Annotated in this window: 17 protein-coding genes and 1 riboswitch; of the genes, 4 read left to right on the top strand and 13 right to left on the bottom strand. The window is 69.9% G+C overall.

Going from position 1 to position 21,158, the window contains the following annotated elements; translation table 11 throughout:
- Positions 1-93 precede the first annotated feature (93 nt).
- From IFR14_RS09480 to dinB, 6 genes are all read right to left on the bottom strand, one after another.
- Positions 94-666 (bottom strand): hypothetical protein, encoded by a 573-nt coding sequence (locus IFR14_RS09480; protein WP_137241845.1) that lies wholly within the window; start codon positions 664-666, stop codon positions 94-96.
- Positions 663-1,463 carry an energy-coupling factor transporter transmembrane component T family protein gene (locus IFR14_RS09475; protein ID WP_137241846.1) on the bottom strand — a complete coding sequence of 267 codons (801 nt, stop codon included), beginning with the start codon at positions 1,461-1,463 and terminating at the stop codon, positions 663-665. Before IFR14_RS09475 ends, IFR14_RS09480 begins: the two co-directional genes overlap by 4 nt.
- Positions 1,460-2,857 (bottom strand): ATP-binding cassette domain-containing protein, encoded by a 1,398-nt coding sequence (locus tag IFR14_RS09470; RefSeq protein WP_191940903.1) that lies wholly within the window; start codon positions 2,855-2,857, stop codon positions 1,460-1,462. The genes IFR14_RS09475 and IFR14_RS09470 overlap by 4 nt, the downstream gene beginning before the upstream one ends.
- A gap of 86 nt (positions 2,858-2,943) precedes the next feature.
- Positions 2,944-3,573 carry an ECF transporter S component gene (locus tag IFR14_RS09465; protein ID WP_191940902.1) on the bottom strand — a complete coding sequence of 210 codons (630 nt, stop codon included), beginning with the start codon at positions 3,571-3,573 and terminating at the stop codon, positions 2,944-2,946.
- A 36-nt stretch (positions 3,574-3,609) separates the two neighbouring features.
- Positions 3,610-3,718, bottom strand: a riboswitch (TPP riboswitch).
- Positions 3,719-3,768: 50 nt separating this feature from the next.
- Positions 3,769-4,098, bottom strand: a complete 330-nt coding sequence (locus IFR14_RS09460; protein WP_079705686.1) for a hypothetical protein — start codon at positions 4,096-4,098, stop codon at positions 3,769-3,771.
- Between the two features lie 9 nt (positions 4,099-4,107).
- Positions 4,108-5,406, bottom strand: a complete 1,299-nt coding sequence (dinB, locus tag IFR14_RS09455; RefSeq protein ID WP_079705685.1) for a DNA polymerase IV — start codon at positions 5,404-5,406, stop codon at positions 4,108-4,110.
- Positions 5,407-5,488: 82 nt separating this feature from the next.
- Here dinB and IFR14_RS09450 point away from each other — a divergent pair, with 82 nt between their 5' ends.
- The gene (locus IFR14_RS09450) at positions 5,489-6,814 is read left to right on the top strand and encodes an acyltransferase family protein (protein ID WP_191940901.1); all 1,326 of its coding nucleotides are present in this window, start codon (positions 5,489-5,491) and stop codon (positions 6,812-6,814) included.
- Here the strand turns inward: IFR14_RS09450 and IFR14_RS09445 are convergent.
- The 4 genes from IFR14_RS09445 to gatC form a co-directional block, all read right to left on the bottom strand.
- Positions 6,785-7,381 carry a hypothetical protein gene (locus tag IFR14_RS09445; protein WP_191940900.1) on the bottom strand — a complete coding sequence of 199 codons (597 nt, stop codon included), beginning with the start codon at positions 7,379-7,381 and terminating at the stop codon, positions 6,785-6,787. The genes IFR14_RS09450 and IFR14_RS09445 overlap by 30 nt on opposite strands.
- A gap of 115 nt (positions 7,382-7,496) precedes the next feature.
- Positions 7,497-8,996: an Asp-tRNA(Asn)/Glu-tRNA(Gln) amidotransferase subunit GatB gene (gene gatB / locus IFR14_RS09440; RefSeq protein WP_064295122.1), complete on the bottom strand. Its 1,500-nt coding sequence runs from the start codon at positions 8,994-8,996 to the stop codon at positions 7,497-7,499.
- 3 nt (positions 8,997-8,999) lie between these two features.
- On the bottom strand, positions 9,000-10,511 hold the full coding sequence (gene gatA, locus IFR14_RS09435; protein ID WP_064295121.1) for an Asp-tRNA(Asn)/Glu-tRNA(Gln) amidotransferase subunit GatA: 1,512 nt from the start codon (positions 10,509-10,511) through the stop codon (positions 9,000-9,002).
- Positions 10,508-10,807, bottom strand: a complete 300-nt coding sequence (gene gatC, locus IFR14_RS09430) for an Asp-tRNA(Asn)/Glu-tRNA(Gln) amidotransferase subunit GatC (protein WP_064295120.1) — start codon at positions 10,805-10,807, stop codon at positions 10,508-10,510. The genes gatA and gatC overlap by 4 nt, the downstream gene beginning before the upstream one ends.
- Positions 10,808-10,897: 90 nt before the next feature.
- Here gatC and IFR14_RS09425 point away from each other — a divergent pair, with 90 nt between their 5' ends.
- Positions 10,898-12,619 carry a long-chain-fatty-acid--CoA ligase gene (locus IFR14_RS09425; protein WP_342365674.1) on the top strand — a complete coding sequence of 574 codons (1,722 nt, stop codon included), beginning with the start codon at positions 10,898-10,900 and terminating at the stop codon, positions 12,617-12,619.
- A gap of 2 nt (positions 12,620-12,621) precedes the next feature.
- Here IFR14_RS09425 and ligA read toward each other — a convergent pair whose 3' ends face one another.
- Positions 12,622-14,949, bottom strand: coding sequence for an NAD-dependent DNA ligase LigA (gene ligA / locus IFR14_RS09420; protein WP_191940898.1), 2,328 nt, complete (start codon positions 14,947-14,949; stop codon positions 12,622-12,624).
- Between the two features lie 151 nt (positions 14,950-15,100).
- Here ligA and IFR14_RS09415 point away from each other — a divergent pair, with 151 nt between their 5' ends.
- Entirely contained in the window at positions 15,101-16,579 is a 1,479-nt protein-coding gene (locus tag IFR14_RS09415; RefSeq protein WP_191940897.1) for a sugar porter family MFS transporter, read from the top strand.
- Positions 16,580-16,642: 63 nt separating this feature from the next.
- Here the strand turns inward: IFR14_RS09415 and mnmA are convergent, their stop codons facing one another.
- Together mnmA and IFR14_RS09405 are read right to left on the bottom strand one after the other, a co-directional pair.
- The gene (mnmA, locus tag IFR14_RS09410) at positions 16,643-17,761 is read right to left on the bottom strand and encodes a tRNA 2-thiouridine(34) synthase MnmA (protein ID WP_229938575.1); all 1,119 of its coding nucleotides are present in this window, start codon (positions 17,759-17,761) and stop codon (positions 16,643-16,645) included.
- A 60-nt stretch (positions 17,762-17,821) separates the two neighbouring features.
- Entirely contained in the window at positions 17,822-19,045 is a 1,224-nt protein-coding gene (locus tag IFR14_RS09405; RefSeq protein WP_191940896.1) for a cysteine desulfurase family protein, read from the bottom strand.
- Between the two features lie 68 nt (positions 19,046-19,113).
- On the opposite strand from IFR14_RS09405, the gene glgX reads away from it, so the two are divergent.
- On the top strand, positions 19,114-21,156 hold the full coding sequence (glgX, locus tag IFR14_RS09400) for a glycogen debranching protein GlgX (protein WP_191940895.1): 2,043 nt from the start codon (positions 19,114-19,116) through the stop codon (positions 21,154-21,156).
- Positions 21,157-21,158 lie beyond the last annotated feature (2 nt).

Raw genomic sequence — 21,158 nt, 5'->3', positions numbered from 1 at the left:
GGAACCCGAGTCCTGACCCTTCGACACGCTCAGGGACCGATGACCGGAAGCTGACCCTTCGACAAGCTCAGGGACCGAGATCGCGGTCGGTCGTCAGACGCGGAGCCAGGAGTTCCAGCGGCCCGCTTCGTCGCGCCGTAGGGCGTCGAGGACGAGCGCGAAGACCTGGTCCGCGGCGCCGGTCGCCTCGATGCGGAGACCCGCGTCGAGGTCGGGCCGCTCCCGCTCGATGAACGAGTCCTCCTGGAGGGTCCACCCCGCGAGCCAGTCGACGCCGTCACCGCGCCCGATGAGGCGGTCGGTGCGCTGCACCACCGGCGCGTCGAGCCACAGCACCGTGTCGGCGAGCACCCGCGACGATCGCGACGACGACCCGCAACCCTCGACGATGAGTGGACGGTCGCTCGGCACGAGGTGCGCCTCCGCACGGGTGGACCGTTCCCAGTCCCAGCGCCGCCACTCCCCCGCGCGCCGCTCGGAGAACGGTCTGAGGATCCACTCGACGAGGAGTCGAGCACCCTCGTCGAGCCCCTCCCACCCCGGATACAGGTCGTCCATGTGGACGACCGTGCTGGCCATCAATGCGGACGCCACCGAGGAGGCGAGCGTCGTCTTCCCCGTGCCCGACCGTCCGTCGATGAGCAGGACCGGCGGAACCGCGCTCACTGACCCACGACCCGGAACGTACCGGCGAGGACCGCCGTGGACAGCGCGAGGGCCATGATCACGATCGTCACCAGGACGGCAATGAGATCGGCCCGGCCCAGGCGGGACGGTCTGGCCCAGGTGCGTTCGATCGGTGCCCCGAACCCCCGCGCCTCCATCGCCGTCGCGAGTTTGCTCCCGCGGCGGATGGCGAACACCAGCAGCACGAACGCCATGGACGCGAACCGCCGGACCACTCCCCGGTCCCCCAGCCCACGGGCACGACGGGCGAGCGCGAGACTGCGCCAGTCGTCGATGAAGAGTCCGAGCATCCGCGCTCCAGCGAGGATCCCGAGCACGAACCGCGACGGCAGCTTCGCGATCTGGGACAAGCCGTCGGCCAGATCGGTCGGATCCACCCGCGCGAAGAGCAGGATCGTCGGGAGACCGAGCGCCAGCACGCGGATCGTCACGGCGACCGCCAGTTCGATCGAGTTGTCCGTCACGCGGACGAACCCGAGCGACAGGTACTCCGTCCCTCCCGGCTTCGCGTACAACAGCATGCTGATCCCGCCGATGGGCGCGAAGACGAGCACCGGCAGTGCCCGCTTCAGCAACGCGGTGAACCGCAGGCCGGAGAGCGGGAACAGCATCACTTCGAGCAGCACCGCCGTGCTCGCACTCACCCAGTCGATCGTCAGCAGCAACGGGACGGACAGGATGAGGACGGCCAGCACCTTCGTCACCGGATTCACCCGGTCGAGTGGCGGTCGATGGTGCAACACCGTCGAGCGCTCCGCTGCAGTGACGCTCGTCATGCGGCCCGCCTCCCGAGCTCCAGCGGTTCGAGGAGGATGCGATGGTCGCCCAGATGCTCGACGACCCCCGCGTCATGCGTGACGGAGACGATCGTCGCGCCGCGCTCGAGCTCATGTTGCAGCAGGCGGACGAGTGACAACCACGTGCGTCGATCCTGCCCGAACGTCGGTTCGTCGAGGACCATGACCGCCGGCCGGGCGGCGAGGACGGTGGCCACCGACAACCGGCGCTTCTGACCGCCCGAGAGACTGAACGGGTTCGCCTCGGCGAGACGCCCGAGACCGAGCGCCTCGAGGATCTCGGTGACCCGCTCGTCGATGGCGGTCCGGGACCAGCGGAGGGCCTGCAGGCCGACACCGAGCTCGTTCCGCACGGTCGATGAGACGAACTGGTGCTCGGGATCCTGGAAGACCGTCCCGATGCGCGTGAGCAACTCGGTGGACTTCCAGCGGATCGGCCGGGATCCCAGCCTGCCGGCGAGCTGCGGAGCGGCGGTCACCGTCCCCGTGATCTCCGGCAGCAGTCCCGCCAGCGTGAGCGCGAGCGTGGACTTCCCCGCCCCGTTGGGGCCGACGATGACGGTCGCCGCGCCCTCGGGCACCGCGAGCCCCAGGTGCTCCTGCACCGGCTGCTTCCGCGTTCGACCGATCGCCAGGTCGTCGGTCGTGATGACCGCCGCTGATGGGCCGGACACCGGACGAGGGGCCAACCCCAGCGGGATGCCCGGCACCCAGACGCCCGCATCGGCCAGGCGCTGCCCGACGTCGTCGAGGACGAGGTCGGGTGGCCCGTCGGCGAGGACACCGCCGTCGGCGTCGAGCACGACGACCCTGGTCATCAGCTCGCGCCAGACGTCGACGCGGTGTTCGATGACGACCAGGGTGGACGAACCGTCATCGACCAGCCGAGCGACGGCGTCCCGCACCTCCGCCACCCCGGCCGGGTCGAGGTTCGCGGTCGGTTCGTCGAGCAGGAGGAGCGAGGGGTGCATGGCGAGTACGCCGGCGAGGGCCAGCCGCTGTTTCTGACCGCCGGACAGCGCCGAGGTCGAGTGGTCCAGCGGCAGGTCCAGTCCGACGGCCTCCAGCGAGGCGTCGACGCGGCGCCAGATCTCCTCGCGCTCGACGCCGAGGTTCTCGCAGCCGAAGGCGACGTCGTCGCCGACCTTGGACAGGATCACCTGCGAGTCGGGATCCTGCAGCACGAGCCCGATGCGACCCCTCGCTCGTTCAGGCGGAACGCCGTCCACGAGGAGCGAGCCGTGGGACTCCCCCTCGTCCGCACCGCCGAGGACGCCGGCCAGTGCGTGGATCAGCGTCGACTTGCCGGCACCGGACGCCCCCAGGAGGAGGACCCGTTCGCCCGGTTCGATCACGAGGTCGAGGTCGCGCACCGCCCAGGCCTTCCGACCGGCATGACGCCACCCCCAGTCCCGCGCGACGACGCGCGCCGGACCGGTCGCAGCCGTTCCCGGCACGATCAGACCTCGCGCCGAGCGTCCCGCCCCGAGGCGAACCGACTGAGCGCCCCGGTCGACGCGAGTGCCCTGACAAGGGCCCAGCCGACGACACCGGCGAGGATCGCGCCCGAGACCAGCAGGGAACCGAGGTAGATCGCGTTGAACTCGACACCCTTCTCGAGGTTGCCCGACATCACGAGCTCGAGGAGCCATGCGCCGGCCCCGGCTCCGGCACCGGCGAGGATCGCCGGAACGAGGCCGAAGCGCTTGTACGCGAGCGCCGCGAACACCAGCTCGGCCCCCAGGCCCTGAGCGAGGCCGGAGTACACCGTCGTGACACCCCATGCGTTGCCGATGAGGGCGGAGACGATCGCTCCGATGGTCTCGACGAGGAGCGCAGCGCCGGGCTTCCGGATGATGAGTCCGCCGAGCACCCCACCGAGGAGCCAGATCCCGACGGCGATCCCGCCGAAACCGGGCGTGACGGCGCTGGCACCCGCGTACCAGAGTGATCCGAGCGTGTTCCACGCCCAGAAGATGAGGCCGGTCGCGACGCCGAGCACGGCGACCACGACGATGTCGACGACCCTCCAGCGCAAGGTCCGCGACGCAGCGCGTTCAGAGGGTGAGATCCTGGTCGATGCTGACACGATACGTGCCCTTCCTGTAGACGGAAAAGAGCACGGGATAGCGAGAAATGGTCTCCCTGCGCTGGCATGATCCAGATCAGGTTCGACGGTCGAAGGCGAATACCTTCCTCTCAGCCCGGTTCACCGGACTCCCGTGGTGGCACGAGTCTAACCCCTGCCGTGCGCAGTCGCACGACAGGGGTTCGACGGAGAGGGCTACTTCTTGAGGGCCTTGATGAGGCCGGCCAGCGCCTTGCCGCTCACCCAGATGAACGGGATCGCGACGGCGATGAGCGAGATGAGGTTCGGGTCGAAACGGAGACCCTCGTCGGTCTTGATGTAGGCACCGACCGGGATCGAGACGCCACCGCCGCCACCGCCGCTCGGGGCGTCGTCGCCGTCGCCCTCGGAGCCGCCGCCGAAGCCGTAGTACGTCAGCGCGACGGGCACGAGCTTCGTGCCGTCGACGTCCTGCTGCTCCCCGTAGGCTGCGGACACGCCGAGCCCCTTCGCCTGTTCTGCCAGCTTCTCCACGAGATTCGTCATACCGCGAGGCTACCGCTCGGTATCCACCGGTCCAAGGGGTTGATCCGTGCTCCCAGCACCCTGCGAGTCTCCGCGACTGCCGAGTCCGCGACGTCTCGGCTTGCCGAGGAGGGAGGCGGGAGCGATCGCGAGATCGCCGAACCGGCTCGCGACCCGGTCGATCGTCTGCTCGGCTTCACGCCACTCCTCGTCCGGGTCCCAGAGCCCGGCACCGGCCTCATCGGCGGGGACGAGCTGGTCGACCTTCACCCCGACGAGGCGCACGAGGCGTCCGCCGCGATCGAGGTCGTCGAACAGCGACGCCGCCTCGTCGTAGACCCGACGCCCGACGTTCGTGGCCTCGCCGATGGTGCGCGACCGGGTGATGACGCTGAAGTCCGCATAGCGGACGCGGATGCTGATCGTCCGGCCGGCGTAGCCGCCCTTCCGGAGCCGGATCGCGACGAGGCCGGCGAGGTTCAGCAGCTCGCGCTTGAGGATGGTCGGGTCCGAGACGTCCGTCGGGAAGGTCACCTCGTGGCTGACGCTCTTCTCGCGTCGTGCCAGCTCGATGCCGCGCGGATCGATCCCGTTCGCGAGCTCGAGGAGTCGGCGACCGGAGGCCTCACCGACCGCGCGCTGGAGCATCGACAGCGGGGTGGATGCGAGCTGACCGATGGTCCGGATGCCCCGGTTCGTCAGCTGCTCCTCCGTCCGACCACCGACGCCCCACAGCGCACCGACCGGCAACGGATGGAGGAACGCCAGGGTCTCGTCGGCGGGCACGACCAGCAGGCCGTCAGGCTTCGACAGGCCGGAGGCGAGCTTCGCGACGTACTTCGTCGACGCCAGGCCGACCGAGCACGGCAGACCGGTCGCGTCGAGGACCCGTTGCTTCACGAGCGCGGCGATCGTCCGCGGGCTCCCGAGCAACCGGACCGCACCGGAGACGTCGAGGAAGGCCTCGTCGATGCTCAGCGGCTCGACGAGCGGTGTGACCGACTCGAACACCTCCATCACCCGGTCGGAGTACTCGCGGTACCTGCCGTGGTGGGGCGGCAACACGACGGCGCTCGGACAGAGGCGCATCGCCTGGGACACCGGCATCGCCGCGCGCACGCCGTACCGGCGAGCCTCGTAACTGGCGGAGGTGACGACCGACCGCCCCTCCTTGTTGCCCACGATGATCGGCAGACCGCGCAGCTCGGGCCGTTCCAAGAGCTCGACCGAGACGAAGAACGCGTCCATGTCGACGTGGAGGATGGGGGTACCGCTGTCGTCGGCATCGTGCGCCGAGACGCGACGAGACGCTCCATCCTGCCGACTCATGACTCCATTGTCGCAGTCGCCTCCGACACGCTCTCCACAGGGGCCAGGGCGGGAGGGCTCGGCGACGCTAGGCTGTCCGGCGATGAGCACGCGAACGCGGACCGGGTCGGCCCCGGCGGTCCCAGACCTCTCCGGGCGGGACCTCGCCCTCGACCTCGTGCGCGTCGCGTGCGTCGTGACGGTCGTCATCGTCCACCTCCTGATGGTCGCGGTGGCGGTCGAGCCGGACGGCACGATCGGCATCTCCCGCGCGTTGGAGCAGCAACCCTGGTTCGACACGGGTACCTGGTTCGGCCAGATCATGCCGCTGTTCTTCATCGTGGGCGGCTTCGCGACGATCACCGGCTGGCGCAGCACCGTCCGACATGGTGGCGGGACGAGGGACTTCCTCCGGTCCCGAGTCTTCCGACTCGCCCTGCCGACGATCCCGGTCCTGCTCTTCCTCGCCGCGGGGCTGTGGCTCGCCGGGGCGCTCGGTGTCGACCCCGCCATCATCGAGGCCGTCGCCGCAGGCGTCGGGTCCCCGCTCTGGTTCCTGGCCGCCTACCTGCTGTGCCAGGCGGTCGCCCCGTTCCTCGCCACCTGCCACGACCGCCACCCCGTCCTGACCTGTGCGGCACTGCTGGCCGGCGTGATCCTCGTCGACGTCGTCCGGTACTCGACCGGCCTCCTGGGCATCGGTCTCGTCAACCTGGTGTTCGTCTGGCCGCTGCTGCAGCAGTTCGGGTTCTTCCTGGCCGACGGTCGTCTCCGCACCGTCCCTCGCCTCGTCCTCGTGGCCGTGGTGCTGGTCTCCTACGGTGCGCTCGTGCCGATCACGACCTGGCTGCCGTACTCGACCAGCATGCTCGGCAACCTCAACCCACCGACCCTCCCCCTCGTCGTCCTCGGCGTCGGGCAGCTCGCCCTGCTCGCCCTGGTGCACCCGCTGCTCACCGCCATCATGCGGACCCGCGCCGCGCGAGCGGTCGTCTTCCTCATCGGGTCCCGGCTGATGACGGTGTACCTCTGGCATCTCCCCCTGATCATCGCGGTCGCCGGTCTCCAGCTCGCCCTCGGCATCCCCTTCGCGGAACCGCTGAGCGCGGCATGGTGGTGGACCCGACCGGTCGTGCTGCTCGTCGTCGCGGTCCTGCTCGCGGGCGTCGGCACACTCCTCGGCCGCGTCGAGCACCCCCGCAAGCTGCGCCTCGACCCGGAGCGCAAGCCTGCGCACGTCGCCGTGTGGATCGCGCTCGCGAGCGCATTCATCATGCCCTTCGCGGAGATCTCCCACCCGCTCACCGCCACCATGGCGGCTGCAGGTGCTCTCGGCTCGATCATCGCGGTCGTGCTCCTGAACCCGACCCGTCGGCCGGTCGAGGGCGTCGCGAACGGATCAGACCAGGCCGTGGACCAGCGGCCGTAGCCACTCGCGGAAGGCCTCCCGGTCATCCCGGAGCGACTCACTGACCACGATCGTGTCGGGCGCGACCACCCAGGCCCCCGGTCGGCAGATCGGGAGCACCTCGAGGTCCAACCGGAACGAGCTGGATTGCCGACGCAACTCGAACTGACGCTCGCGGATGAGTTCGTAGACGTCGGTGAGACGGCTCGGCGATCGCCCTGCGAGCGCGCGTTCGTACTCACGGATACGGGCCGACGCCCATCGGTACGCCTCGTCGTACGCCCGATAGGCGAGCTCCTGCAGGTCGAGGGCTCGATCGAACACCTCGAAGTGTGGTGGACGGACCTCGGCCATGAAGAGGCGCGTGTCCCGACGGGCGATCCCGGTCCACCAGCCGTCGAACTGGACCGCGAGCGCGTCGAGGTCGAGGCCGGCGACGTCGACCCGCTCCAGCCCCGGCGTGACTGCGGGAAGCTGCGCGACGCATCGCTCGCCGAGCCCTGCCATGTCGCGGAACGCGAGCGCCAGCATGAGGGCCATCGGAGCGTCTTCCGTGACCTGCCACCGCATGGTGCCTTCGACCAGCATGGCGGAAGTGTATGCCGGGCCCGCAGTCGGCACCAGGGCTTCCGCTGGCCGACGACATCGGGCCCGAGCCGCCGTCGTCGACGGTGGCACGGGCCCGATGGTGCAGCAGCGGCCGCTACTGCGAGGCGCGCTCCAGGACGAGTTCGCGCACACGCGCCGCATCGGCCTGTCCGCGCATCGCCTTCATCACGGCTCCGATGACCGCGCCGGCGGCCTGGACCTTGCCGTCGCGGATCTTGGCGAGGACGTCCGGCTGAGCGGCCAGTGCCTCGTCGATGGCGGCGATCAGCGGCCCGTCGTCGGACACGAGCGCGAGACCGCGAGCGTCGATGACCTCCTGAGGAGTGCCCTCCCCGTCGATGACGCCCTCGAGCACCTGGCGCGCGAGCTTGTCGTTGAGCGTTCCGTCCTCGACGAGCGCAGCGAGTGCCGCGACGTGCTCGGGCGACACGAGGCTCGTCGCCTCGACGTCGCGCTGGTTCGCGATCCGCGAGATCTCGCCCGTCCACCACTTCCGTGCGGCGGCCGGAGCGGCACCGGCCTCGACGGTGGCCGTGATCTCGTTCAGCAGACCACCGTTCACGACGTCCTGGAACTCCAGGTCGGTGAAGCCCCACTCGCTCTTCAGCCGACGGCGGCGGACGGCCGGCTGCTCGGGCAGTGCCGCTCGGAGTTCCTCGATGAGTTCGGGCGACGGCACGACCGGGAGCAGGTCGGGCTCCGGGAAGTACCGGTAGTCGTCAGCGTCGCTCTTCGGCCGGCCGGCGGACGTGGCACCGGTGTCCTCGTGCCAGTGCCGCGTCTCCTGGACGATGGATCCGCCGTCCTTGAGGATCGCCGCCTGCCGCTGGATCTCGTAGCGGACGGCGCGCTCGACGGAACGCAGGGAGTTGACGTTCTTCGTCTCGGTACGCGTGCCGAGCTTCTCCTGGCCGCGCGGGCGCAGCGAGATGTTGGCGTCGCAGCGGAGGTTCCCGCGCTCCATCTTCGCGTCGGAGATGCCGAGCGCCACGACGATGTCGCGGATCGCGGAGACGTAGGCCTTCGCGATCTCGGGCGCCCGGTGCTCGGTGCCGTAGATCGGCTTCGTGACGATCTCGACGAGCGGCACACCCGCGCGGTTGTAGTCGACGAGCGAGTACTCGGCACCCTGGATACGGCCGGTGGAACCGCCGATGTGCGTGAGCTTGCCGGCGTCCTCCTCCATGTGCGCGCGCTCGATCGGCACCGTCACGATGGTGCCGTCCGCCAGCTCGACGTCGACCGAGCCCTCGAACGCGATCGGCTCGTCGAACTGCGAGATCTGGTAGTTCTTCGCGAGGTCGGGGTAGAAGTAGTTCTTCCGCGCGAACCGGCTCGAGGGTGCGATCGAGCAGCCGAGGGCGAGCCCGAGGCTGATCGAGTACCGCACCGCCTGCTCGTTCACGACCGGGAGCGACCCGGGCAGACCGAGGCAGACCGGCGAGATGTTCGTGTTCGGAGCGTCGCCGAAGCCGTTCGGCGCCGAGGAGAACATCTTCGTCTTGGTGTTCAGCTCGACGTGCACCTCGAAGCCGAGCACCGGCTCGTACAGTTCGAGGGCTTCTTCGTAGGAGAGGAGCTTGTCCTTGGCCATGGGTTACCGACCTCCGAGAGCGGGTGCCTGCGAGATGAGGGTGTGCCCCCACGTCGATTCGAGGAGCGCCTCGAGGGCGGCGCCGACCCGGTAGAGCCTGGCGTCCTCCCGTGCTGGCGCCATGAACTGGATGCCGACGGGCAGACCGTCTTCCGGGGCGAGACCGATCGGCACGCTGATGCCGGGCACGCCGGCGAGGTTCGCCGGGATGGTGGTGACGTCGTTCAGGTACATCGCCAGTGGGTCGTCGATACGCTCGCCCAGCTTGAACGCCGTCGTCGGGGCGCTCGGGCTCACGAGGACGTCGACCTGGTCGAAGGCCGCCGCGAAGTCGCGCTGGATGAGCGTCCGGACCTTCTGGGCGCTGCCGTAGTAGGCGTCGTAGTAGCCCGCGCTGAGCGCGTACGTGCCGAGGATGATCCGTCGCTTCACCTCGGGACCGAAACCGGCCTCGCGCGTCGCGGACATGACCTGCTCGACCGTGCCGCCACCCTCGGGCGTGACCCGCATCCCGAAGCGCACCGAGTCGAACTTCGCGAGGTTGCTCGACGCTTCGGCGGGGAGGATGAGGTAGTAGGCCGCGACGGCGTACTCGAAGTTCGGAGCGGAGACCTCGACGATCTCGGCACCGTTCGCCTCGAGTACCGCGAGCGCCTCCTGGAAGCGGCTCTTCACGCCGGCCTGGAAGCCCTCACCGTTGAGCTCGGTGACGACGCCGACCCGGAGGCCGCGCAGCACGTCGCCGCGCGCGCCCTCGCGGGCCGCAGCGGCCATCGACGGCCAGGCGTCGCGGAGCGAGGTGGAGTCGAGGGCGTCGTGCCCGGCGATGACGTCGTGGAGGAGGCCCGAGTCGAGGACCGTGCGGCTGACCGGCCCGACCTGGTCGAGCGAGGAGGCGAGTGCGATCGCCCCGTAGCGGCTGACCGCGCCGTAGGTCGGCTTCACGCCGACCGTGCCGGTCACGTGCGCCGGCTGGCGGATGGACCCGCCGGTGTCGCTGCCGAGGGCGATGGGTGCCTCGAACGCGGCGACCGCGGCAGCGGAGCCACCGCCGGAACCGCCGGGGATGCGGTCGAGGTCCCACGGGTTGTGGGTCGGGCCGTACGCGGAGTGCTCCGTGCTCGAGCCCATGGCGAACTCGTCCATGTTCGTCTTGCCGAGCGGCACGAGACCGGCGGCACGCGACCGGGCGACGACGGTCGCGTCGAACGGTGACAGGTACCCCTCGAGGATCTTGCTCCCCGAGGTGGACGGCATGTCCGTCGTGACCAGCACGTCCTTGATGGCGAGCGGGACGCCCGCCAGCTCGCCGAGGTCCTCGCCCGCGGCACGGCGTGCGTCGATGTCGGCGGCGACGTCGAGTGCGTGGTCCGACACGTGGAGGAAGGCGTGGACGTCGCCGTCGACCTGCGCGATGCGGTCGAGGTGCGCCTGGGTGGCTTCGACGCTGGAGACCTCGCCAGCGCGGAGCTTGCTCGACAGCTCGGCTGCCGTGAGACCGATCAACCCGCTCACTGCTCCTCCCCCAGGATCGCCGAGACCTTGAAGCGACCGTCGGCCGATTCCGGCGCGTTCTGCAGCGCCTGCTCCCGCGTGAGCGTGTTGCCGACGACGTCGTCGCGGTACACGTTCTCGAGCGGGATCGGGTGGCTCGTCGCCGGGACGTCAGGCGTGGCCACCTGCTGCACCTTCTGGATGTTGTCCACGATGGAGTCGAGCTCCGTCGTGAGGTGGGCGATCTCGTCCTGGCTCAGGGCGATTCGAGCGAGGTTCGCGAGATGCGCGACCTGCTCGGTAGTGATTTCCGACATGCGTCTCCCGTACGTGTAGCGGTGGCGGTCGCTCCAGTCTATTCGCCAGGGACGTGGTCGTCCGTCGGGCTCCGCCCCTACAGTGGGACGGTGACCCAGAACGACTCGAGCAGCCGTCCCCGTCCCCCGCACGAGCGTCCCTGGCTCGCGAGCTACGCCGCCGACGTGCCGGACGACATCCCCGAGCAGACCGGCAGCCTCGGCGATCTCGTCGAAGCCTCCGCCGCGAGCTACCCGGACGCCGTCGCGCTGGAGTTCTTCGGGTCGACCACCACCTACACGGAGCTCGAGGCGCTCATCGCCCGTGCCGCCGCCGGCCTGCGCGCACTCGGTGTCCGGGCGGGAGACCCCGTCGCCCTCATGCTCCCGAACTGCCCGCAGCACATCGTCGCGTTCTACGCGGTCCTCAGGCTGGGCGCCGTCGTCATCGAGCACAACCCGCTCTACACCCCTCAAGAGCTCCGCCACCAGTTCGAGGACCACCGCGCGACGTTCGCGATCGTCTGGGACAAGGTCGCCGAGCACCTGCAGGACTTCCCGGCCGATCTGGCGGTGCACTCGCTCGTGACGATCGACGTGACCCGGGCGATGCCGCTCCACATGCGCGCTGCTCTCCGTCTGCCCATCCCGAAGGCGAGAGCCTCACGGGCTCAGCTCACCGCGCCGGTGTCGGGCACCGTGCGGTGGGAGCAGCTCCTGACCTCGGGGCCGCTGCCGGCGAGCCACCCGAAGCCCGCGACCGACGCCCTCGCACTCATCCAATACACGAGCGGGACGACGGGCTCGCCCAAGGGGGCCGCACTCACCCACGGCAACCTGCTCGCGAACGCGGCGCAGTCCCGCGCCTGGGTGCCCACGGTCAAGCGTGGGGAGGCCGTCGTCTACGCGGTGCTCCCGATGTTCCACGCCTACGGCCTGACGCTCTGCCTGACGTTCGCCATGAGCATGGGCTCGCGCCTCGTCCTCTTCCCGAAGTTCGACCCGGCGCTCGTCCTCAAGGTCATGAAGAAGCGACCGCCGACCTTCCTGCCCGCCGTCCCGCCCATCGCCGACCGACTCCTGACCGCGGCGACCGAGCAGGGCGTGTCACTGCAGGGCACCGAGATCGCCATCTCGGGCGCGATGCCGCTGCCGCACGACCTCGTCGTCCCGTTCGAAGCTGCGTCCGGCGGTTTCCTCGTCGAGGGCTACGGGCTCTCCGAGTGCTCACCGGTCATCTCCGCGAACCCGGTCTCGACCGCACGGAAGCCCGGGACCATCGGCCTCCCGCTGCCGAGCACCGAGGTGCGCGTCGTGGATCCCGACGACCCGGCGACCGATCGTCCGGCCGGCGAGGCGGGCGAGTTGCTCGTCCGCGGCCCGCAGGTCTTCCACGGCTACTACAACAAGCCCGAGGAGACCGCCGCCGTCCTGCTCCCAGGAGGCTGGTTCCGCACCGGCGACATCGTGTCCATCGACGAGGAGGGGTTCATGACCGTCGTCGACCGGATCAAGGAGCTCATCATCACCGGTGGGTTCAACGTGTCGCCGAGCGAGGTTGAACAGGTCCTCCGCGGACACACGTCGGTCGCCGACGCCGCCGTCGTCGGGCTCCCTGATCCCCACTCCGGCGAGCAGGTCGTCGCGGCCGTCGTCGCGGCTCCCGGTGCCACTGTGGATCCGGATGCCCTCCGAGCCTGGGCGCGGGAGATCCTCACCCCGTACAAGGTGCCGAAGCGGGTCGTCGTCGTCGACGAACTCCCAAAGTCGCTCATCGGCAAGGTGTTGCGGCGCCAGGTCCGCGACGAGCTGCTGCAGGCCGACAAGGACTGAGGTCAGTCCGTCGGCACCTCGTCGGCGGACGCTGCGCCCTCGGCTTCATCCTCGGCCGGGGCGTCCGGCTCGCCGAGCGCCGCCGGACCCTCGGAGACGAGCAGGGCGAACTGCTCGGCGTCGATGATCCGCAGACCCAGTGCTTCGGCCTTCGCGAGCTTCGACCCGGCACCCGGGCCGGCGGCGACGAAGTCGGTCTTCTTCGAGACGCTCGACGCTGCCTTCCCGCCCGCCTGCACGATCGCTTCCAGCGCACCCTCCCGGGTGAAGCCCTCGAGCGAACCGGTGGCGACGACGGTGACACCGGACAGCACACCACCGGCCGCGACCGCCGCGCCAGGCCCAGGGTGTCCGGGTGTGGCCCACTGCACGCCCGCCGCAGTCCACTCCTCGACGATCTCGCGATGCCAGTCGACCTCGAACCAGGCGATGAGGGCGTCGGCGATGATCCCGCCCACGCCGTCGACCTCCGCGAGCTCATCGCGGGTGGCCGCACGGATGGCGTCGAGCGAGCCGAAGTACTCCGCGAGTGACCGGGCGGCCACCGGGCCGACGTGGCGGATGTTCAGTGCCACGAGCAACCGGGCGAGCGGGCGGGTCTTCGCGCCGTCGAGGTTGGCGAGGAGTTCGATCGCGTTCTTGGACGGCACCGAGGACTCGTCGCCGTCGAACTCGTCCGCGGCCGGGTCGTACACGCCGTCCTTCTTGGCGCGTCGGCGGCGGAAGGGCGTGACGCGCTTCTCGGATCCGTCCTCGTTGAGCTTGGGCAGCCCGGTCTCGTTGTCGCGGACGATCACGGTGACCGGGAAGATGTCGGCCATCGTGAGCGAGAAGAGTCCGGCCTCGGTCGTCAGCGGTGGTTCGGCGGGCTCCACCGGCTGGGTGAGCGCCGCTGCCGCCACCTCGCCGAGCGCCTCGACGTCGAGCGCGCCACGGGAGCCGATGTGCTCGACGCGTCCGCGCACCTGCGCCGGGCAGCTCCGCGCGTTCGGGCAGCGCAGGTCGATGTCGCCCTCCTTCGCGGGGGCGAGGGTGGTACCGCACTCGGGGCAGTGCTCGGGCATGACGAACTCGCGCTCTGAACCGTCGCGGAGCTCGACGACCGGGCCGAGGACCTCGGGGATGACGTCGCCGGCCTTCCGGAGGACGACGGTGTCGCCGATGAGCACCCCCTTCGCCTTCACGACGTCCTGGTTGTGCAGGGTCGCCTGACGCACCTCGCTGCCGGCGACGAGCACCTTCTCCATGACGGCGAACGGGGTGGCGCGACCGGTGCGCCCGACGCTCACGACGATGTCGAGGAGCTTCGTGTTCACCTGCTCGGGCGGGTACTTGTAGGCGATTGCCCATCGCGGAGCACGACTCGTCGCGCCGAGCTCGCCGTGGAGCGCGAGATCGTCGACCTTCACGACGACGCCGTCGATCTCGTGCTCGACGCTGTCGCGGTGGGCGCCGAAGTACTCGATGAACTCCGCCGCACCGGTCGCCTCGTCGTGGACCCGGTAGTGCGAGGAGGTCGGGAGCCCCCAGCTGTGCAGCAACTCGTAGACCTGTGACTGCCGGGCGACGGGCGGCTGTTCCCACGCGCCGATGCCGTGGACGAGCATCTGCAGTCGGCCGAGCCGGTCGTGCATGAGTGCGAGCTGGGCCGGGTTCTTGCTCTCCGCCTTCTGGCGCAGGGAACCGCTCGCCGCGTTGCGCGGGTTGGCGAAGACCCGTTCACCGGCCGCCGCCTGGTTGGCGTTCAGTTCGCGGAAGGCCTCGACCGGGAAGAAGATCTCGCCCCGGACCTCGACGACCTCCGGGAACTCGACCTCGGGGTCGGACGACGTCAGGCGATCGGGGATCGAACGGATGTACCGCACGTTCTCCGTGACGTCCTCGCCGACGACGCCGTCGCCGCGCGTGGCCGCGCTCACGAGGCGGCCGCGCTCGTACCGGAGGTTGATGGCGAGGCCGTCGATCTTCAGTTCGCAGAGGTACTGGACGGACCCTCCGGCGTCGCGCTCGACCTTGGCGGCCCAGGCGAGGAACTCCTCGATCGAGAAGACGTTGTCGAGGCTGAGCATGCGCTCGAGGTGGGTGACGGGGGCGAACAGCGTGGTCTCGGCACGCCCGCCGACGGTCTGGGTGGGGCTGTCCTGGCTCTGCAGCTCGGGGAACAGACGCTCGAGCTCCTCGAGCCGCCGGAGCATCGCGTCGTACTCCTCGTCGGAGGCGAGCGACTCGTCGCGCTCGTAGTACGCGTCGCGGAGCTCGAGGATGCGCGAGGTGAGTTCCTCGGCCTCGGTCGATGCCTGCTGGAGGGTCTGTCCGGTGCTGTTCGCCACGGCGTCCAGTCTACGAGCGGCGTCCGACACCGGCGGGCGCTTGACACCCGGCACGTCCTCCCGGATGTGCGCAACGGGGTCGGGATGGGTCTCATCGAGGAGTATGGTGTCGCAGTGCCGCAGGAACCATGCGCGCGGAATCGGAGGAACCATGTCCCAGTCCAGCAGTCCGGGAACGGGGGCGGCTCCTACCAGCAAGCAGCTGACCGCGCGCGTCATCGGCATCTCCGTCTCGGCCGCGGTCGGTGGCTTCCTCTTCGGGTTCGACTCCTCCGTGGTGAACGGCGCGGTCGACGCGATGCAGGACCACTTCGCGCTCAGCGAGGCACTCATCGGCTTCGCGGTCGCGTCAGCGCTGCTCGGTTGCGCGCTCGGCGCCTACCTCGCGGGCCGGATCGCAGACAGCCGCGGCCGCATCTTCACGATGCTGCTCGGTGCCGGTCTGTTCTTCATCTCCTCCTTCGGAGCCGGCTTCGCCTTCTCCCCCTGGGACCTCGTCATCTGGCGCATCGTCGGCGGACTCGGTATCGGCATCGCCTCGGTCGTGGCTCCGGCGTATATCGCCGAGATCGCGCCGAGCGCCATCCGAGGTCGTCTCGCCTCGCTGCAGCAGCTCGCCATCACGCTCGGCATCTTCGCCGCGCTCCTGTCCGACTCCGTCCTGGCGGGCGCCGCCGGCGGCGCCTCGAACCCGCTGTGGTTCGGCGTCGAGGCCTGGCGCTGGATGTTCATCGCCTGCGCGCTCCCGGCCGTGGTCTACGGCGTGCTCGCGATGCGGCTCCCCGAGTCGCCCCGGTTCCTCGTCCGCAAGGGCAAGTCGGACGAGGCCCGTCGGATCTTCGCGACCGTCTGGCCGCAGGAAGAGGTGGATCGCGCCGTCAAGCTCGCCGAGCAGGCGGTCAAGGACGATGAGCAGCAGAAGAAGGCGACCCTCTGGGGCGGACGCTTCGGGCTCCTGCCGATCGTCTGGATCGGCATCATCCTGTCGATCTTCCAGCAGTTCGTCGGCATCAACGTGATCTTCTACTACTCGACGACGCTGTGGAAGGCCGTCGGGTTCCAGGAGTCCGACTCGCTCCTCATCTCGGTCATCACCTCGGTGACGAACGTCGCGGTCACCGTCGTCGCCATCCTGCTCGTGGACCGGATCGGTCGACGGCCGATCCTCCTCGCGGGTTCCATCGGTATGACGGTCTCGCTCGGCGCGATGGCGATCGCGTTCACGCAGTCGATCACCGACAGCGCCGGCGAGGTCTCGCTGCCCCAGCCGTGGGGCACGATCGCCCTCGTGGCCGCCAACGTGTTCGTCGTCGCGTTCGGCGCGTCGTGGGGACCGCTCGTCTGGGTGCTCCTCGGCGAGATCTTCCCGAACCGCCTGCGCGCGAAGGCACTCGGTGTCGCGGCGATGGCGCAGTGGATCGCGAACTTCCTCATCACGGTCAGCTTCCCGGCCCTCGCCGCGTTCTCCCTGCCGGTGACCTACGGCATGTACGCGCTGTTCGCGCTCCTCTCGTTCGTCTTCGTCCTCGCGAAGATCCCCGAGACGAACGGCCTGACGCTCGAGGAGGCGGAGACGCTCTTCGTCAAGAAGCCCAAGAAGTCCAAGGCGGGCGCACAGACCCGATCCTGACGACCGACGCGGAACGCCCGACGAGCCTGCCGGCTCGTCGGGCGTTCCGTCGTTGCGGCGTCCTCAGGCGGAGGCGGCGGCTCCGACGGGCACCGCACTGACGGTGCGGTCGATCGTGAACTGGCCGAGGACGCGCGTCCCGCTGTACAGCACGGCGGTCTGTCCGGGAGCGACGCCGTCCAGCGGTGTCTCCGGGTGGACGACGAGCTCGCCGTCGACGAGCGTCAGTGCGGCGGGGACCGGGTCGGCGTGCGCACGGATCTGGACATCGCACGGGATCGGTGCGACACCGACCTCCGGAGCCCTGCCAGCCCAGGTGAAGCGCGAACCGGCGATCTCGCCGATGGCGAGCGCCTCCTTCGGCCCGACGACGACCGTGTTGTCCTTCGGCCGCACCTCGAGGACGAAGCGCGGACGTCCATCCGGCGCCGGCACGCCGAGGTGCAGGCCCTTGCGCTGGCCGACGGTGAAGGCGTGGGCACCCTCGTGCGAACCGACGACGGCTCCGTCTCGGTCGAGGACCTGGCCGGTCTCGGTGCCGACCCGCTCCCCCAGCCAGCCCTTCGTGTCGCCGTCGGGGATGAAGCAGATGTCGTGGCTGTCGGGCTTGTTCGCCACCGTGAAGCCGCGCTCCGCGGCCTCGGCACGGACCTCGGCCTTCGACGGTGTCGCCCCGAGCGGGAACATCGAGTGCGCGAGCTGTTCGGCGGTGAGCACGCCCAGGACGTACGACTGGTCCTTGGCCCAGGCACTCGCGCGGTGCAGCTCACGATCGCCCTCGGGGCTCGTGACGATCGTGGCGTAGTGACCGGTCACGACCGCGTCGAACCCGAGGTCGAGCGCCTTCTCGAGCAACGCCGCGAACTTGATCTTCTCGTTGCAACGCATGCACGGGTTCGGGGTCCGGCCGGCGCGGTACTCGGCGATGAAGTCGTCCACCACGTCGAGCTTGAAGCGCTCCGAGAAGTCCCACACGTAGTACGGGATGCCGATCAGGTTCGCCGCACGCTGGGCGTCCATCGAGTCCTCGATGGTGCAGCACCCGCGACTGCCGGTGCGGAGCGTGCCCGGCATCCGGCTGAGCGCCAGGTGGACGCCGACCACCTCATGGCCTGCGTCGACGGCGCGCGCCGCTGCCACGGCGGAGTCGACTCCGCCACTCATCGCTGCCAGAACTTTCACCGGGCAAGTCTACGCGCCAGCCGCTGGACGGCCACCCGCAAGCGGTGACGGGACGGCTGCTCAGGGACGAGCGCCCAGCGCCGTGTCGCGGTCGGCGGAACCGGCCCGACTCGCCTGTGCGTACGCGCGCGGCAACGCCTGGAGGAAGTCGTCCACGTCCGTCTCGGTCGTCGTCCGACCCAGCGTGATCCGGAGGACCGATCGGGCCTCCGTCTCCGGGCGTCCCATCGCGAGCAGGACATGCGACGGTTCCGGGACGCCGGCCTGGCAGGCGGACCCCGTCGAGACCGCCACCCCTGCGAGGTCGAGGAGGAAGAGCATCGAGTCCCCCTGTGCGCCGGGGAACACGAAGTTCGCGTTCGACGCGAGTCGCTCGCTGGGATCACCCGTCAGCTCGGCCTCCGGAACGGTCGCCCGCACGCCGGCCACGAGTCGGTCGCGCAAGGCGCTGAGACGCTCCTGCTCCGCGGTCCGCTCGAGCGCCATGAGCTCCGCGGCGACGGCGAACCCGACGGCTGCTGCGACGTCCTGCGTGCCGGAGCGGAGTCCGCGCTGCTGTCCGCCACCGTGCTGCAATGGCTCCACCACGGCTGCGCGGCTCACGACCAGGGCTCCGATCCCCACGGGACCACCGATCTTGTGCGCGGAGACGCTGAGCGCGACGAGACCACTGGCACCGACCGATCCGGATGCGGCGCGAAGGTCGGCGAGGTCGATGGGGAGGTGTCCGTAGGCCGAGACCGCGTCCAGGTGGAACGGCACCTCGGCCGCTGCGGCGATCGCCGCCAGCCGGACGACGGGCTGGATGGTGCCGACCTCGTTGTTCGCCCAGAGCGCCGTCGCCACGGCGATGTCGGGGCCGTGGTCGGCGAAGTGCTCGGCCGCCGTGTCGAGTGAGACCCGGCCGAGGTCGTCGAGCGGGATCCAGAGCGGGGATGCACCCTCGTGGCGCTCGAGCCATTCGACGGTGTCGAGCGTGGCGTGGTGCTCCCCCGCGGGTGCGAGCACGGCGGCGCGGCGTCGATCCTGCTGGCGGTGCCAGTAGAGCCCCTTGAGGGCGAGGTTGATGGATTCGGTGCCGCCGGAGGTGAAGACGAGTTCGATGGGGTCGCACCCGAGGGTCGCGGCGACCCGCTCACGTGCCTCTTCGAGGAGGCGGCGGGCCTGCTGCCCGGGGCCGTGGATGGAGGCCGGGTTGCCGACGGTCGCCATCGCGGACGCGTAGGCCTCGATCACCTCGGAGCGCACCGGGGTCGTCGCGGCGTGGTCCAGGTACACCACCATGCCGCTCCTCCCCTCACCGCGGTGTCCGCGGATCTTCGCGCACTCCCGCACTCACTACTGTAGAACCCATGAACGCTGGTGACCCCCTCCACGATCTCGGCGTCCGCCTCGGCCCGTCCGGTGGTGAGCTCCGTGTGTGGTCCGAGCACGCGGATGCCCTCGAACTCGTGATCTTCGACGACAAGGATCTGAACTGGATCACCCACTCGGTCGAGATGACCCGCGACGACGACGGGGTCTGGAGTGGGAGTTCCGAGGAGCTGGTGCTCGGCCGACGCTATGCGGTCCGCGCCTCCGGGCCGTCCTCGCCGAACAACGCCTTCGACCCGAGCCTGCTGCTGCTCGACCCCTACGCCCGCGGGCTCGCCCGGGTGTCGGCAGAGCAGTGGCGTTCCGTCGTCGTCGACGACGCGTTCGACTGGGGCGGCGTGCAGAAACCCCGTGTCCCGCTCGACCGGACCGTCGTGTACGAGGCGCACGTCAAGGGGCTGAGCAAGCTGCACCCCGACGTGCCGGAGGAGCTGCGGGGCACGTACGCGGGCCTCGCCCACCCCGCGATGATCGCGCATCTGCACGATCTCGGGGTGACGAGCGTCGAACTGCTGCCGGTGCACGCGTTCACCTCGGAGCAGCGTCTCATCAAGCAGGGCCTCGTCAACTACTGGGGCTACAACACCCTGAACTTCTTCAGTCCACACGCCTCCTACGCGACGAAGACGGCGCAGGCGGGTGGTGCGGACGAGGTCCTCCGCGAGTTCAAGGGCATGGTGAAGCTGCTGCACGAGGCCGGCCTCGAGGTCATCCTCGACGTCGTCTACAACCACACCGCCGAAGAGGGGCCCGGCGGCCCCCGCACGAGCTTCCGCGGCATCGACAACGCGACCTACTACCGTCAGGACGCCACCGGCGCCTACATCGACGTGACGGGCTGCGGCAACACCGTGGACTTCGGCCACCCGGTCCCCCAACAGCTCGTGCTCGACTCGTTGCGGTACTGGGCTAACGAAGTGCAGATCGACGGCTTCCGGTTCGACCTCGCTGCGACGCTCGGTCGGAACGAGGCGGTCGAGTTCACGCCTGACCACCCCCTGCTCGAGGCGATCGTCCACGACCCGTCGCTCGTCGACGCGAAGATGATCGCCGAGCCCTGGGACGTCGGGATGGGCGGCTGGCAGACGGGGAACTTCCCCGCCGGTTGGCACGAGTGGAACGACCGGTACCGGGATCGCGTCCGCAACTTCTGGCTCTCCGACATCGACTACGCGAGACGGGCGGACGCCCCGGTCGGGATCGGTGGGTTCGCGACCCGTCTGGCCGGATCGAGCAACACCTTCTCCGCTGAGCGCGGTCCGCTGGCCTCCGTCAACTTCATCACGGCCCACGACGGGTTCACCCTGGCCGACCTCGTCTCGTACGACGTCAAGCACAACGTCGGGAACGGCGAGTCCAACCGCGACGGGACGGACAACAACCGTTCCTTCAACCACGGTGCCGAGGGCCCGACGGACGACCCCGCGATCCTCGCCGCTCGTCGCAAGGCGATGCGGAACCTGCTCGGCACGCTCCTGCTGTCGGCGGGTGTCCCGATGCTCACCGCGGGCGACGAGTTCGGGCGGAGTCAGCGTGGCAACAACAACGCCTACTGTCACGACTCCGAGCTGACCTGGGTCGGATGGACGAGGGAGCCCTGGCAGGACCAGTTGCTCGCGCACAGCCGCCGGCTTCTCGAACTCCGGCGCGAACACCCCGCCCTCCGACCGGAGCACTTCGCCGCCGCCGGGACGACGGTGCCCGGCGCGAGCGTCATGGACTGGTTCGACGCCTCGGGCGCGACCATGAGCACCGAGGACTGGACGAGCCCGCGGAACCGGACGTTGCAGTTCTTCTCGACGAGCACGCCGGAGTCCGAGGAGCTCGACCGCGTGCTGCTCATCGTGCACGGCGTCGAGCAGCCGGTCGAGGTCACCCTGCCCGAGCACGAGGGCGTGACCGCGTTCGTGCGCATCTGGAACTCCGCGGACGACGCACCGACGTCCGAGGAGGAGCAGTTCGTCCCCGGCCAGACGGTCCCGGTCTCGGCCACGTCGATGCAGCTCTTCCGAGCCGTCTGACG

This window comes from Plantibacter sp. CFBP 8775, from assembly GCF_014839505.1.
Classification (GTDB): domain Bacteria; phylum Actinomycetota; class Actinomycetes; order Actinomycetales; family Microbacteriaceae; genus Plantibacter; species Plantibacter auratus.
The sequence above is the reverse complement of the archived record's forward strand: the minus strand, read 5'-3'. Positions and strand labels throughout refer to the sequence as shown.

What these genes read in the sequence shown, in the direction of transcription:
- IFR14_RS09475 (WP_137241846.1), bottom strand. Translation starts at nt 1,463, where the DNA reads ATGACGAGCGTCACTGCAGCGGAGCGCTCGACGGTGTTGCACCATCGA.
- IFR14_RS09460 (WP_079705686.1), bottom strand. Translation starts at nt 4,098, where the DNA reads ATGACGAATCTCGTGGAGAAGCTGGCAGAACAGGCGAAGGGGCTCGGC.
- dinB (WP_079705685.1), bottom strand. Translation starts at nt 5,406, where the DNA reads ATGAGTCGGCAGGATGGAGCGTCTCGTCGCGTCTCGGCGCACGATGCC.
- IFR14_RS09450 (WP_191940901.1), top strand. Translation starts at nt 5,489, where the DNA reads ATGAGCACGCGAACGCGGACCGGGTCGGCCCCGGCGGTCCCAGACCTC.
- IFR14_RS09445 (WP_191940900.1), bottom strand. Translation starts at nt 7,381, where the DNA reads ATGCTGGTCGAAGGCACCATGCGGTGGCAGGTCACGGAAGACGCTCCG.
- gatB (WP_064295122.1), bottom strand. Translation starts at nt 8,996, where the DNA reads ATGGCCAAGGACAAGCTCCTCTCCTACGAAGAAGCCCTCGAACTGTAC.
- gatC (WP_064295120.1), bottom strand. Translation starts at nt 10,807, where the DNA reads ATGTCGGAAATCACTACCGAGCAGGTCGCGCATCTCGCGAACCTCGCT.
- IFR14_RS09415 (WP_191940897.1), top strand. Translation starts at nt 15,101, where the DNA reads ATGTCCCAGTCCAGCAGTCCGGGAACGGGGGCGGCTCCTACCAGCAAG.
- IFR14_RS09405 (WP_191940896.1), bottom strand. Translation starts at nt 19,045, where the DNA reads ATGGTGGTGTACCTGGACCACGCCGCGACGACCCCGGTGCGCTCCGAG.
- glgX (WP_191940895.1), top strand. Translation starts at nt 19,114, where the DNA reads ATGAACGCTGGTGACCCCCTCCACGATCTCGGCGTCCGCCTCGGCCCG.